The 12,938-nt window shown below is 65.9% G+C and carries 13 protein-coding genes; 8 read left to right on the forward strand and 5 right to left on the reverse strand.

What is annotated here, in order from left to right; all coding sequences use genetic code 11:
* Window positions 1-2: 2 nt before the first annotated feature.
* The 3 genes from AAHS21_RS19840 to AAHS21_RS19850 form a co-directional block, all read right to left on the reverse strand.
* Entirely contained in the window at window positions 3-317 is a 315-nt protein-coding gene (locus AAHS21_RS19840) for a DUF2563 family protein (protein ID WP_342929274.1), read from the reverse strand.
* Between the two features lie 335 nt (window positions 318-652).
* The gene (locus AAHS21_RS19845) at window positions 653-1,963 is read right to left on the reverse strand and encodes a hypothetical protein (protein ID WP_342929275.1); all 1,311 of its coding nucleotides are present in this window, start codon (window positions 1,961-1,963) and stop codon (window positions 653-655) included.
* Between the two features lie 215 nt (window positions 1,964-2,178).
* Complete coding sequence (locus AAHS21_RS19850; RefSeq protein ID WP_342929276.1) at window positions 2,179-2,424, reverse strand: helix-turn-helix transcriptional regulator; 246 nt, start codon at window positions 2,422-2,424, stop codon at window positions 2,179-2,181.
* A gap of 367 nt (window positions 2,425-2,791) precedes the next feature.
* Here AAHS21_RS19850 and AAHS21_RS19855 point away from each other — a divergent pair, with 367 nt between their 5' ends.
* The 4 genes from AAHS21_RS19855 (at window position 2,792) to AAHS21_RS19870 (ending at window position 5,191) form a co-directional block, all read left to right on the forward strand.
* Window positions 2,792-3,175: a DUF732 domain-containing protein gene (locus AAHS21_RS19855; RefSeq protein ID WP_342929277.1), complete on the forward strand. Its 384-nt coding sequence runs from the start codon at window positions 2,792-2,794 to the stop codon at window positions 3,173-3,175.
* 149 nt (window positions 3,176-3,324) lie between these two features.
* On the forward strand, window positions 3,325-3,696 hold the full coding sequence (locus AAHS21_RS19860) for a DUF732 domain-containing protein (RefSeq protein WP_342929278.1): 372 nt from the start codon (window positions 3,325-3,327) through the stop codon (window positions 3,694-3,696).
* Window positions 3,697-3,897: 201 nt separating this feature from the next.
* Window positions 3,898-4,488: a recombinase family protein gene (locus AAHS21_RS19865; protein WP_342929279.1), complete on the forward strand. Its 591-nt coding sequence runs from the start codon at window positions 3,898-3,900 to the stop codon at window positions 4,486-4,488.
* Window positions 4,489-4,564: 76 nt separating this feature from the next.
* Window positions 4,565-5,191: an HNH endonuclease gene (locus AAHS21_RS19870; protein WP_342929280.1), complete on the forward strand. Its 627-nt coding sequence runs from the start codon at window positions 4,565-4,567 to the stop codon at window positions 5,189-5,191.
* 38 nt (window positions 5,192-5,229) lie between these two features.
* Here AAHS21_RS19870 and AAHS21_RS19875 read toward each other — a convergent pair whose 3' ends face one another.
* Complete coding sequence (locus AAHS21_RS19875) at window positions 5,230-5,973, reverse strand: GIY-YIG nuclease family protein (protein WP_342929281.1); 744 nt, start codon at window positions 5,971-5,973, stop codon at window positions 5,230-5,232.
* A gap of 89 nt (window positions 5,974-6,062) precedes the next feature.
* Here AAHS21_RS19875 and AAHS21_RS19880 point away from each other — a divergent pair, with 89 nt between their 5' ends.
* A complete protein-coding gene (locus AAHS21_RS19880; protein ID WP_342929282.1) occupies window positions 6,063-7,466 on the forward strand; it encodes an RNA-binding domain-containing protein in 1,404 nt (467 codons plus the stop codon).
* 432 nt (window positions 7,467-7,898) lie between these two features.
* On the opposite strand, the gene purB is transcribed toward AAHS21_RS19880, so the two are convergent.
* Window positions 7,899-9,188, reverse strand: a complete 1,290-nt coding sequence (purB, locus tag AAHS21_RS19885; RefSeq protein ID WP_342929283.1) for an adenylosuccinate lyase — start codon at window positions 9,186-9,188, stop codon at window positions 7,899-7,901.
* A 90-nt stretch (window positions 9,189-9,278) separates the two neighbouring features.
* Between purB and AAHS21_RS19890 the strand changes: the two genes are divergently transcribed.
* From AAHS21_RS19890 to AAHS21_RS19900, 3 genes are read left to right on the forward strand one after another with little or no spacing between them, the layout of a single operon-like run.
* A complete protein-coding gene (locus tag AAHS21_RS19890) occupies window positions 9,279-9,803 on the forward strand; it encodes a hypothetical protein (RefSeq protein ID WP_342929284.1) in 525 nt (174 codons plus the stop codon).
* A 54-nt stretch (window positions 9,804-9,857) separates the two neighbouring features.
* The gene (locus AAHS21_RS19895) at window positions 9,858-11,300 is read left to right on the forward strand and encodes an ImmA/IrrE family metallo-endopeptidase (RefSeq protein ID WP_342929285.1); all 1,443 of its coding nucleotides are present in this window, start codon (window positions 9,858-9,860) and stop codon (window positions 11,298-11,300) included.
* A complete protein-coding gene (locus AAHS21_RS19900; protein ID WP_342929286.1) occupies window positions 11,297-12,934 on the forward strand; it encodes an adenylosuccinate synthetase in 1,638 nt (545 codons plus the stop codon). Before AAHS21_RS19895 ends, AAHS21_RS19900 begins: the two co-directional genes overlap by 4 nt.
* Window positions 12,935-12,938 lie beyond the last annotated feature (4 nt).

Raw genomic sequence — 12,938 nt, forward strand, 5'->3', positions numbered from 1 at the left:
GCTTATGTACCGGAGTTGCACCGCACAGCCCGCAGTTTCGCGGCGTTCCGTTCGTCCATCTCAGTGAACCCCGACGCGGCCCGATGTGCCTTGCCGCCGACCGCCGTCAGCACCTCTTCGTGGGCACGCAGGCCCCGCACGTGGTCGCCATGGGCCACGCCGACCGCCTCGTGGAACTCGTCGGCCGCCGGGAACTGGCCGAACATCCCCGAGGGCAAAGGCCCGCGCGACAGCCGGTCGGCACCCTCCCGGGCGTGTCCGCCAGCGCGGCGAGACTGGTCGCCCCCCGAGTGCAGCAAGCCAGGATCAACAAACATCGGCCACCCCTCCCATGCTGGTGGCAAGCCTATCCACGCGTACCCGGGCGTCAATTCACCTGAACCCGCGACACCAGCGCATCAGCTCCAGCGACATAACTACATCGCAAGTACGAGCGTCTGGACCCCGTGCACGCAGATGGCACGGTGGCCTCCCCTGCTTGCGAGCAGGCTCTTTATGTCAGGACTGAGCGGGAATCATCAAATCTCCGTCAAATATCGGGCCATCAAGTACGACCCGATCGCCAGTTCGGATTCGCACTTCGAATAGGGCGGCGGTCGCGGTGGACTCTCAAGCCCTCCCTGGGCCGAAAGTGGGCGAAGGGGACCGCGACCTAGTTACTGGCGTTCTCCGCAACGGCGTCGTTCGTCGCCGTGTAGCGCCCCACGTCGCCCGACGCGTCGGCCTCCGCGATCATGTCCTCCCATGGCCAGCGCACCGTGGCGAAGCGGCGGTAGAGAAGCAGTTGGTGGTCAACAACCCGAACCTTGCCCTCGGCGTACGAGAGCACCAAACCCCGCCCCTCGGAGTCGACTTGGAGTCGTTCGATGTTCCCCAGCGCCGTCGTGAGGTTGCCCCGCTGGATTCGGTCCTCGCGGGCGTGCGCGACAGCGAAGATGTCCTGCTGCGGGATCCCGCCGATCAGTTTTGCGTCCGGCTCGTCGAGCACTGCGGCCATCGCGTGAGCGTAGATGCCCGTGGCGTTGTTCCGCCTGCGGATGCCGTTGGCCACGTTCTGGGCGAACTTCTGGTAGACGCTGTTGAGCTCTTCGGCGTAGAACATCGCGGCGGCCTCGACGTGGGCAACGTCAATGACATTCTGCTGCCCGAACTTGCGCTCGACGATCCCGGCGGCGTCCAACGTGTCGATGGTGAGGCGCTGCAGGATTCCGGCGTTGCCGTAGCTGATGCTGACAAGCTTCTCGCGGACCTCATGGGACATGAAAACGTTCAGCGCCTCGCACCCCCGGTCGAGGATCTTGCGTAGATCTGGGTCCGTCCAAACGATCGACACCTCGCGGACGCGCCCCGTGAGGTCGGGGTTTAGGTGGAGCAGCAGGTTGTTGTCGCTCCATACCCCGACCACCACGACGTACAAGCCGAGGTCCCACATCGTCTTCAGGTCGAAGGCGAACTTCTGGCGCTCGGTCTGGTCGAGATAGTGGAAGTCCTCGATCACCAACCGTCGGCCAGACTCCTTGATGAGCTCGCAGATGAAGTCGAGGTCGTTGATGTTCTGGCGGAGCGATTCGGTCGTGGTCTCGCTCGCCCTCTCGCCCTTGATCCCGAGCTTCGCCTTCACCTTGCCGATCAGGCTGATACCGAACTCGGTCTCGCCCTCGACCGTGCCCTCCAGCGTTTTCGACTTCTTCGCGCTGGTCTCGAGCTTCACACCGAGCTGGCCGAGTGCTTCACGGTAGATGTCGGTGATGGTCTTCTCGAGACGGCATTGGATCTTGATCGGGTCGTCGAGGATTCGCTGACGCAGCCATGACTTCCCGCTCTTCGACGCGCCGCGGATCGCGATGTGGTTGTCGCGCTTCAAGTAGGACGCGATCTTCGAGTCGAGGTCGCCGCGGTCGACGTACGAATCCTTCAGGATCTCGGTCGACACCCCGAACACCTCGGTGGACTGCTTGGACATGGATCCGACGATAGTCACCGCACCCGACGGCGTATCGCCAGCGCACGAACGTTCGCGCACGGCGGAACCGCGGTCAGGTTGTCGTGCGCGAGCGTCTCAGCGGCCGACCGCACGGCGAGGCCAGCGCGCCGTCAAAAACGTGTCCATTCGCCCGCAGCGTGAGCGCCGGGTCGTGGCCTAACCTAACCGACTTGGCCGTCGCCGAAGGCGTGGTCCTAGCCGAGGCGCTCGACAATCGCCTCAAGCGTCGTGCCGATGGCCCCGGCAACGTGGCGGAGTTCTATGACATCGAGTCGGCGTTCGCCGGACTCGTACTTGCTCACGAACGATTGTGGGACGTCCAGCCGCTCAGCGACCTCGACCTGGGTGAGTCCAGCTTCCCGGCGCAACTCCCGCAGCAACGCGCACAGCTGCTGGTATTCCACCGAGTAGATGGATTTCTCCACCCGGCCAGCGGACATGCGCGCCTCTGAATATCCCAAGTTGGGATATTCTGGCTACCGCTCGTCCCAGACGCCGTGACCTCGAAGAATCGAAGGGCAAATGATGCTGAGGCCCATCTCTGCGACAGCTGTCGCTTTGGCGTTGGTCGGGGCGCCGCTGGGCCCGCTGGCGCCGCAGGGATGCCCTGCGAACTGGGTGGCCAGACCCGCCTACACCTGGCCGTACCAAATGGGGTGCTACCCGCCGGAGCCACCACCACCGCCCAACGGGCACTTCCCACCGTGCAACAGCGTCGACCCTCGATATTGCCCAGGGCTGTGGAACTGAGCCCAGCCCGGCCATTGCGACTCCGCGAACCGCATGCCTTGAAGGAGCGACCATCTGATGAGGGTTATCGGGGCGGTGCTCGCCGTAGCTGCCCTTGTCTTATCGCCGTTGTACGCCTCGGGTAGCGCCCGTGCCGACGCCGCGCAGGCGGGTTACGTCAACCAGCTGCAGGCCCACGGCACCCCGGGAACCAGCGACCAGCTACTGGCCAACGGCTACGTGATGTGCCACGCGCTGGACGCCAACCACCAACCGTCGTGGGCCAACGTCGCAGCCAACTCGGCAGGCTCCTCGGGGCGGTCCTTCGTCGAGACCGCCTACGAGGTCGGCGCCGCGATCCGCTGGCTGTGCCCGGCGCAGGGCTGGCAGATCCAGGAACTGGCCCAGGCCGTCCAGGCGCCCGAAGTTCGCGCAGTGAGATCCGGGTACGCAGGCGGCTGATCCTTTGCGGCGGTTACGGACTCGGATCGGCAAAGCACGTAATTCTGCACCATCGGCAAGGGCTACGCCTCGTGCCCTGGCGGACATCGCCCGCGACTACGGCGTCCACGTCTAGGCACCGGATCGGATCGGGTAGAAGGAGGCGCGAGATGTTGCGCAGGTTCGGGCTGGCTGCAGCAACAGCCGTTACGGTCGCCGTCATCGCGTCTTGCCACCACGAGCCGTCACCGGACCAGGGGTTCCTCGACGCCGTGCACGCCGCTGGGATGCACGCCGACGACGGCGACCAGAAGTTACTGGGGCTAGGCCACGAGGTCTGTCACCGGCTGGACGTCGGCGAGACCGTGCAGCAGGTCACCGACGAGGTGTGGGCGGGAATGCCGCACCGGCCGCTGGTGGACCAGACGTCGCCCTCGGAGTACCAGGCCGACGCGCAACAGCACCAAACCGCCTCCCAGTTCGTGGGCGATGCGCAAACATACCTTTGCCCCGAGCAGGCCAGTCACTACCACGGCCGGTAAGCCGCCGCGAGCGTTGGTCGGCGGGACGGGTGCGGCCGACCCCTGGGGTGTGCCGAAATAGACCGATTGCGGAACGGTGTGGGGTCGCCTCTCGGCGGTTCTGTTTCCCCACGACTTTCTCTACGACCGGGTGTGCCGGAAGTACATGCCGAAAGCGCATCGTTCGGAAATAACGCAGCGACCATTTTCGGTTCACTGAGCGTGAGTCCAATTTCCGCGACCCAGGCAGTTTCGACCGTGATCGGCTACGCCCGCGTGTCGACCATTACCCAGACGCTGGAGCAGCAGACCGAGGCGCTGACCGCCGCGGGGGCGGGAAAGGTCTTCCACGACGTCATGTCCGGCGCACGGGACGACCGCCCCGGCTTCGCCGAGTGCCTGCAATACCTGCGGGAGGGCGACACCCTCGTCGTCTGGCGGCTGGACCGGCTCGGCCGCAACATGCGCAGCATCGTCAACACGCTCCACGAGCTGACCGAGCGGGGGGTGACGGTGCGGTCCCTGCACGACGGCGTCGACACCTCGACGAGCACCGGGCGCATGGTGGCCGGAGTCCTGATGTCGATCGCGGAGTACGAGCGCGAGCTGGTGCGGGAACGGACCGCCCTGAAGCTGGAGCACGCACGCAAGTCGGGACGCAAGTTCGGTCGGCCCGCCAAACTGAACCCCGATCAGGCGGCACTCGCCGGGCGGATGAAGTCCAACGGGGAGACCGCGGCGACCATCTGCAGCGCGCTCGGGATTGGCCGGACGACGCTGTATCGCTACCTAGCCCACAACGAAGAGGAATGAGAAATTTCCGCCAGGCCGCTTGGCGGAACTCGGCAAGCCCACGCGGGCTCAGGTAGGCCGGGGCTAACCTCTGATGATGGACGACGCCGACGCCGACGCCGACGCACCCGAGCTGCTGCCGGTACTCGTCGACGCTGTATTGCCCCTTCTCAAGCCCTACGAGTTCAGCCTGTACCTGCTCCTGCTACGGGCCACCGAGTTCCGCGGTGGCGAGGTCCGCATCGGAAAGCGCACCATTAGCGCCCGACTCGGCCAGGGAACCCGTGCGAGCCGCGGCAACTACAACCACATCACCGAGAAGCTGAATGTCCTCGCGGAGATGGGCTTCATCGCCATCGGCAAAACGTCGCGGGAGGGAACGCAATACCGTGTCCTGCTCCCCGAGGGGGTTCCCGCAGTGCGCGAGGTGATTGCGACGTCGGAGCCACCTGTACAGGAGCTGGACTACTTCGCCGACCCGGTGCTCAGGGCCGAGCTGATGGAGCGCGACAAGTGGACGTGCCGGTACTGCGGCGAGGCGGTGACGGCGACGACAGCAACGCTCGACCACATCATCCCTCAGTCGCTTGGGGGGCCAAACACCCCCGAGAACCTCACGACCGCCTGCCTGACGTGCAACGCCATCAAGTCGGGTCGCACCTACGAGGAGGCCGCACCGGACATCCTCGCGGCCCTGGTGCGCAGGAGAGCGACGGCGCAATAATTAGCCGCTCACCGGAGCCCACTGGCCGCGGCAGTGCGTTACATGAACGAGCGGCGGCGCTTGAAGGCTGCGATGTCGGACTTGGTCAGCAGGAACCATTCACCGTTTCGGCGGCGGTCACGGAATCGCTCGTGCCAGTAGCGTTCGATCCCGACGGCGTCGTCGGTCTCGATGGTGTGCACCACTTCCAGCTTCTCGGGGAGCTGTAGCCCGATCTCGTAGGCGCGTCGCCCATGGTCGTTCGACCGACCGATCTTGTGGAACTTTCCCGACCTAGCGAGGTAGACATACCCCGGCACTGGCTGCTGTGTGTCAGGATCCTCGGCCTCGTCGAGCACCGCTGGTTCGTCCGCCACGGCGGGGAGCAGAGCGGCGACATCGGAAAACTCGGGCGCGTGTTCAGTAAAGTCGCGGAGCCGGTCGATCTGTTGTGCCCGGGTGCCTAGGCGTTTTGCAAAGGTCGTCGCGCTGGATAGCGCCGGGGTGAGACGGCCCTCCATCCGTATGTGGGCCTTGGTGGGGAAGCGGCCCAGTTTGCGGGTCAGCTCGGCCAACTGCCGTAGTAGGTGATCGTCCGCAAGGCGGGCGAGCCCGAAGGCGTTGGGCTCGTACCCAGCTTCGCGTACGGCGTCGCTCCACGTGAGCCACAACCGCCCCTGGAACAGGTAGTCGGGGAACCCGGTCTCTGCGACGAATCGTTCTTTGCCAACTGGCACGCCGCCGTTCTCCTGGGCGAGCTGCTGAATCGCACTGACGACCGCCGCTTTGTCCACCGCGTCCATGCCGGGATCGTAGCCAGCGGCGACGACGTACTAGGTGCAATTTCGGTGGACCCGATCTGTCGGTAGCTCGGCGTAAGCTGCGTTCCACCATGAGCTTGAGCGACATCGACACGACCCGCGCCCTGCGGACTGACGAGGAGCTGCTGGCGCTGGTAGAGGCTATCCACAGTTCGCCGCGGATCGCGCAAGAGACGAACTGGCTTGAGTGGAAGAGCAGCCTGAATCTCGGCGTCGTCGAGGGCCGGTTCGCGGTGGCGAAGGCCATCCTCGGGTTCGCCAACCGATCAGTTGCAGAAGCACAACGGGCGTGCGAGGGCGTGGCGTACATGGTCGTCGGCGTCGAACCGGGCAGCGCTGCGGGCGTGGCCAACATCGACCATGCCAGCCTCAGCCAGGGGCTGAAGACATATGTCGACGGCGTGCGCTGGTCGTTGCACTATGTCGAGTTCGTGGGCGTCACCGTGCTGGTGATCGTGATCGAGGCTCCCCGGAGCGGTGACCCGATCCACACGTTGCAGAAGACGTACGACAAGCACTACGCGGGCACCGTGTTCCACCGCGGGGCGGCACAAACAGAGCCAGCGGGACCGAAGGTTATCGCGATGTTGCAGGAGCGCCTGCTAGAAGGGCAGCGCAAGCCCGAGTTGGACCTGGCGTTCGCCACGCAGGCTGAACCGCTGGCCCGGCTAAGCGCCGACTCCGAGGACATCGAGGACTGGCTGCGGCGACATGAGGCCCACATCCGCGCCAACAGCGGGCAACCGACGCCGCCTGCGCCCCCACCGGCGAGCAGCGAGACGTCTCCCTTCTCTCCGCTGGGCATCTCTCCGCTGGGCAGCCTCGCGGGTTTGGCCAGCAGCCTCAGCGTGAGTTCGATAGGCGCGGGCGGTCTGTTGAGAAACACGTACAAGCCGGAAGACGCCGAAGAGTTCGAGCGCCGCGTGGAGGACTACCTCGCGCAACTCAGGACCGGCCTAATCGATCACCTACTGCGGGGCGTCGTTCAGTCTGATGACAACAAGGTCACTTTCGCTGTCGGCAACGAGACCGACAATTCGGTCACGGGCGTAAAGCTCACCGTGATCATCCCCCAGGGCGGTGTGCTGGTCTACGACTCGCCACCGACGGCCGACCCGTTGCCGCGCCGAATGCCGAAGTGGCCCGACGCACTCGACAAATGGATGAACAATGTCGCGCCGCCCGCGCTCGCTAACCTCCGCGACTACGACTTCACCCTGAACGGCGCATCCGTGGTGGACAACGACGATTCGTTCGAAGCCACCTGGGACATTGGTGACCTCCGTCCTGGTGAGTGGTCACGCGCCCTCACCTTGACGGTCGTGGCCGGTCCTACTGCACCCGAGCGCCTAGAGATCGTGCTTGTCGCGCGATCTCTGAGCCACCGCCGGACCACGACGTCGACGGCAAGCGTGACGGTGGGCTCGAGGACCTGGACGATCGACGACTGGTTCAACGCCGAGCCGGGTATGTAGTCCTACGGGCTGGGGCTCGCGCGCCTACTGACGAAAGACGTTTCGCGCTACGAGCGGGGTGGCCCGACTCAAGCCCAGTCCGTGCATGATTATCGGCGACAATGATGATGACCCCATTGCGAGGAAGGCCGCCACGATGACCGAGTCGACGCGGGCCGAATTGGCCAAGGGGTCGGCCTTCCGGCGCGACGCCGCGAACGGCTGGGCATGGACCTGGCAGCGGTGTGGCCGCTACGAGTACCGAAAGTGCGTGATACGCAGCACTAATCCTGGCCACGTGGTTCCCGGCGTGCCGTCCCCTACGAATGCGCTGCCGCTGCGAATGGCAGGTCGATACGCCGCTGCGAAGCCTAGGCTTCGCAGCGTCTAGGAAATTCGATTGGGAGCTGACGACCTGCAGCACGTCGCATGTGCGAGCGGGTGAGCTCTTGGCTAGAGCGAGTTGAGATGGGTGCGCACGTCGTCGAGATCGGGGGCCGTGAGCGTCACGAGTTCGCCGAGCCGTTCGGCGTCGAGCTCGATTCCGGCTGTCGCGGCGGCCGTAACCACGTCGCTGATCAAATCCGTCGGGTCGACAGCGCTTACGGCGGAGGTGACGATCTCGTGCGCGGTGAGGTAGGCAATTCCCAGGTCGCACAGCACCACCACTGCGCGGTGGGTATGCGATGCGGTCCGTGCCGCTGACAAGTTGAGCGCCATGCGATCGGCGTCGACGGCCAGGCCGTTGACGAGGCTCGCAGTCTGGACGAGGACGTGTTCGACGGCTGCGGCCGCGTCGGGCAGACAGATCCTCTCCACTGATGAGTGCGAGATGTCGCGTTGCTGCCAGGACACCACGTCTTCGAGAACCGGAATCAGGTAGCCGCGCACGACCCTGGCGAGCCCGCAGATCTTCTCGGCCGTGATGGGGTTGCGTTTGTGCGGCATGGCGGAGGACCCAACCTGAGCGGGCGCCTTCGACTCGAACACTTCGCAGATCTCACTGAGCTGACCTAGACGGACCTCGGTGGCGACACCCTCGCAGAGTGTGGCGAGTTGTGCGACCTCGCACATCCAGGACGCGATCCGGTCGCGGAGCACGATCTGGCTGGATACCTCGGAACGCTGCAATCCCAAGGCCGACAACGCCCGGAGCTCTACCGCTTGCGGCACGTTCTCGTGGGTTCCAGTCGGGCCGGAGATCTTCCCGGCGGCGACTGCGTCGGCTGCCGTGGCGAAGCGGGTGCGGGCGCGCGCCGCGGCTGCGGCGAACTCCGCGATGCGATGCCCCCAAGTGTCCTGCGTGGCGTGCTGCCCGTGGGTGCGGCCGATCCGCGCAGTGTCGAGGTGTGCCAGCGCATGATCCCGCAGGACCGCCACCAGAGAATCCAGCCGCGCGGCCAGGATCGCCGAAGTTTCGGCAAGTTGCATCGCCAGCGCCGTGTCAACGACGTCGGAGCTGGTGAGGCCCCGGTGGATACGCGAACCCAGCGCGTCGGGCATACCGGTGGCCCATGCGAGCAGGAAGGCTGCCACGTCGTGGCCCGTCGCAGCCTCGCATTCGAGCACGCGTTCCCGCGTCGGCGGTGCGGCGGCGGAGGCCAGCCCGGCGATTTCGGCGGGGAAGACGCCTTCGTCGCAGTACGCCTGGATGACGGCCACCTCGACCCGGTGCCACAACTCGATCTTGTGCTGGTCAGACCAAATGGCGGCCATCGCCTCGGACGTATAGCGCGCCAGCATTGAGCAAGCATCTCCCGCGGTCGGTGTGACATGCGATTCGTGCGGCCCGGGGTCGTCCGAGACCGGTCCTCGGTATGCGAGAGTATGTGCATGGCCGGTTCCGCGGAACATGTTTTGACCGCCACGCCAACGGGGTTCGGAAACCCTCAGTTCTTCGAAGGGTACGGGTCCACCGCCAGCGACAGTCCCGTCCGTCGAGCGCTCAGCGAGCCGATGCAGTGCGTTCTCCAGTTCCATCAAGCCTTCGGCTTACCTGGTGCGGCCAGCCCCCGGCTCGCGGCAGTCCCGGCGGAATTGGCCGAACTGCGGATTGACCTCCTGATCGAAGAGGTGCAGGAGTTCGCCGATGCCGCCCGCTGCGGAGACATCGTGGCATTGGCCGATGCCCTTGCGGACATCGTCTACGTGACCTACGGCGCGGCGCTCACCTACGGCATCGACCTCGATGCCGTCTTGCGCGAGATCCACCGCTCCAACATGAGCAAACTCGGTCCCGACGGGCGGCCGGTGCTGCGCGCCGATGGCAAGGTCCTCAAACCGGTGACCTACCGCCCGCCAAACGTGAAGGCTGTACTGGCAGTACAGCTTCCGCTGCCCTTCGAAGATGCGTTCTGAACCCACCGCGCGAACGCCTCGGACCCTGTCGGCGGGGTGACCTAGCATTACGGCATGTCCGACCGATCCTCGGCGTGGTCCAACCCGTCGGTCCTCGCGTTCGCAGGTGGCGCAGACCCGCTGCTGAAGGCACGCGAGGTCGCTGCACAGCTGGTCTCGGTCGCACGCGCACGCAACCTGCAGGGCCCGCCGGTCGACGTGCTGGCTCTCGCGCGTGCGGCGGGCATCCATGTCCGCGCGGTCAATGAGGTCGCCGACGCGCGCATCGTCGCCGAGCCGCTCGATGACCACAACCCCGAAACCCCCGAATCTACAAAGGACTTCGCGCCCTTCCCGGATGGCACCTCGGGCCTGACCATCGACTACAACCCGAGTCGGCCGCGCGGGCGGCTGCGGTTCAGCATCGCCCACGAACTGGCCCACGCGTGCTTCCCAGGTGTTGGCGAGCAAGTTCGCCACCGCACCAGCAGTGGTGCGGTCCCCGACACCGAGGACGGCGACAACTGGGAGCTCGAATTGCTGTGCAACGTCATCGCCTCCGAGCTACTGCTGCCCGACGATGCTGTTGCCGGGCTGCTCAACATCGCCACCGACATCGACTTCATCATGGAGACGCGCCGCCGCTGGGACGTGTCGATCGAGGCGCTGTTGAGACGCCTGACGCACGCCACTGCCCGCGCCCTGACGATGGTGGCGGTGAGCCGGGTCGGCGGCGCAGAGAAGATCGCGCGGCTGGATTACGCCGACCACTCCGGGGCGACACCGCCGACCTCCGCGCTGCGGTCGCTGGCTCATGGTCAACTTCTGCCTGGGGCCCCATTGTTCCTGGACTGCGTCGCCGTCGGACAAACCGTGCGCGGCGAGGTCCAGATCGGCGGTGAGCCGTTCGCTGCGCAGGCCGTCGGCGCCCCGCCCTACCCAGGCGGGCGCTTCCCCCGGGTGCTGGCCCTCCTCGAGGAACCCGACCAGCTCGACGTTCACCCGGAAATTACCTACGTCACTGGGGATTTGCTCGATCTCGACGCTGGCACGCAACCCGTGCTGATCGCACACGTAGTGTCGGACGCCAGCCACGCGTGGGGACGCCTGAACGTCGGTGCCGCGCTCTCCAGAGCGTTCCCGGACGCCGCCCGCGCCTTCCGGGCGTGGACCATCGCCGATGCCGAGAACCTGCGGTTGGGCCGTGTCCACGCCCTCGACCAAACCCTCAACGGGCGCGAGGTGACCATCGCCAGTATGGTCGCTCAGGCTGGCTTTGGGCCCGGCGCGGCCGTTCGGCTGCGGTACGACGCGCTCGCCGAATGCCTCGAAACAGTCGCCGACTTGGCCGTCTACCGCGGCGCCCACCTGCACGTCCCGCGTATCGGCGCAGGACAAGCGGGGGGCCGCTGGGACGTCATCGCCGACCTGATCAACACCCATGTGGCAGGCCGCGGCGTGCCCGTCACGGTGCACACCAAACCGGGCCCGCAGAGCAACATGAGTCGCGCGGGATGAGCGGCGGGGGCAAGGCGGTGCCGCGAATGGTCGTCGTCAGCGGACCCGTCGGTGCTGGCAAGAGCACCCTGGCAGAAAGCCTTGCCTACCGATACGGCGCCGTGCACGTCCGCACGTCCGACATCATGCGCGACATCGCGGTCAGCCGCGGCGAGAGCCTGCCCGACGAGCGGCGCGCCATGCAGGACTTTGGCGACCGGCTGGATGCCGACACCGACGGCAGCTGGGTGTCGGACTGGTTGTCCGAGAAGATCGCCGACGAGGAGATCACGGGAGAACTCATCGTCATCGATGCCGCACGGCGGGCTGCCCAGATCGAGCGGCTTCGCGACGCCTACCCGGTGACGCACATTCACGTCCACGCTCCCGAGGCTGAACTTTCCCGCCGCTACAGCGCGCGCGTCAGCGGGCTGCAGGAGCTGGACAGTTACGCAGAGGTCCGCAAGAACGCGACCGAGGACCAGGTCACCGAGCTAGCCAGCGAAGCCGACGTGTCTATCGACACCCAGCTATGCACCATCGATGACGTGGAAGCGCGGGCCGCAGCGGCATTGCGGTTGACATCGGCACGGAGCGGGCGGTATGTCGACGTGCTCGTCGGGGGACAGTACGGGAGTGAGGGCAAGGGCAATATCGCCTACTATTTGGCACCCGACTACGACGTGCTGATGCGGGTCGGTGGCCCCAACGCCGGTCACAAAGTTCCGACGAACCCGGAGTACACCCACCGGCTACTGCCGTCGGGAACGCTGGCGAATCCGGACGCGCTGTTGGTCATCGGCCCGGGCGCAACGCTAGACCTCGACGTGCTCAACCGTGAGATCGCCGACTGTCAGATCGAAGTAGGACGCCTGTTTATCGACCCGCAGGCGATGATCATCGAGGCCGCCGACCTGGAGGCCGAACAATCCCTTAAGGCCGAGATCAGCTCGACCGGCAAGGGCGGTGGCGCCGCAGCGGCCCGCCGCATCATGGGCCGACGCCGCAGCGAGCCGCCCGTGCGCTTGGCGCGTGACGTCGAAGAACTCGCTCCCTATATCCAGCAATCCACCGAGATCCTCGAAGACGCGTTCCGCGCCGGTAAGAAGGTGCTGTTGGAAGGTACTCAGGGCACTGCCCTGAGCCTGTTTCACGGCGACTACCCCTATGTCACCAGCCGCGACACCACCACCGCGGCGTGCCTAGCCGAAGCTGGCATTGGACCACACCGCCTGCGCCGAGTCGTCATGGTGGTGCGGACCTATCCGATCCGCGTCGGCAATTCGGCAACCGGGGCAACGTCTGGACCGATGTCCCAAGAGATCGACTGGTCGGTGATCTCGGAGCGGTCGGGACTGCCCGTCGAGGCTCTCCAGGGCGCCGAACGCGGCTCCGTCAGTGGCACCCCGCGCCGAGTCGGCGAGTTCGACTGGCATCTCCTTAGGAGCGCCGCCGAATTGAATGGCGCAACCGACATCGCGTTGACGTTCGTCGACTATTTACGCGCCGACAACACGAACGCCCGCCGCTACGACCAACTCGACACCGACACCATCCACTTCATCGAAGAAGTCGAGAGGGTCGCCGGTGCGCCGGTATCGCTGATCGGGACCCGTTTTCACCCCCGCAGCGTCATCGACCGCCGCGAATGGTGAAGCG

It is taken from the genome of Mycobacterium sp. 050272, from assembly GCF_039023525.1.
In the GTDB taxonomy this organism is placed as follows: Bacteria; Actinomycetota; Actinomycetes; order Mycobacteriales; family Mycobacteriaceae; genus Mycobacterium.

Excerpts from the sequence above, each read along its gene's own strand:
- AAHS21_RS19870 (WP_342929280.1), top strand. The coding sequence starts at position 4,565 with ATGGACGACGCCGACGCCGACGCCGACGCACCCGAGCTGCTGCCGGTA.
- AAHS21_RS19880 (WP_342929282.1), top strand. The coding sequence starts at position 6,063 with ATGAGCTTGAGCGACATCGACACGACCCGCGCCCTGCGGACTGACGAG.
- AAHS21_RS19875 (WP_342929281.1), bottom strand. The coding sequence starts at position 5,973 with ATGGACGCGGTGGACAAAGCGGCGGTCGTCAGTGCGATTCAGCAGCTC.
- AAHS21_RS19860 (WP_342929278.1), top strand. The coding sequence starts at position 3,325 with ATGTTGCGCAGGTTCGGGCTGGCTGCAGCAACAGCCGTTACGGTCGCC.
- AAHS21_RS19855 (WP_342929277.1), top strand. The coding sequence starts at position 2,792 with ATGAGGGTTATCGGGGCGGTGCTCGCCGTAGCTGCCCTTGTCTTATCG.
- AAHS21_RS19900 (WP_342929286.1), top strand. The coding sequence starts at position 11,297 with ATGAGCGGCGGGGGCAAGGCGGTGCCGCGAATGGTCGTCGTCAGCGGA.
- AAHS21_RS19850 (WP_342929276.1), bottom strand. The coding sequence starts at position 2,424 with ATGTCCGCTGGCCGGGTGGAGAAATCCATCTACTCGGTGGAATACCAG.
- AAHS21_RS19845 (WP_342929275.1), bottom strand. The coding sequence starts at position 1,963 with ATGTCCAAGCAGTCCACCGAGGTGTTCGGGGTGTCGACCGAGATCCTG.
- AAHS21_RS19890 (WP_342929284.1), top strand. The coding sequence starts at position 9,279 with ATGGCCGGTTCCGCGGAACATGTTTTGACCGCCACGCCAACGGGGTTC.
- AAHS21_RS19840 (WP_342929274.1), bottom strand. The coding sequence starts at position 317 with ATGTTTGTTGATCCTGGCTTGCTGCACTCGGGGGGCGACCAGTCTCGC.
- AAHS21_RS19895 (WP_342929285.1), top strand. The coding sequence starts at position 9,858 with ATGTCCGACCGATCCTCGGCGTGGTCCAACCCGTCGGTCCTCGCGTTC.
- purB (WP_342929283.1), bottom strand. The coding sequence starts at position 9,188 with ATGCTGGCGCGCTATACGTCCGAGGCGATGGCCGCCATTTGGTCTGAC.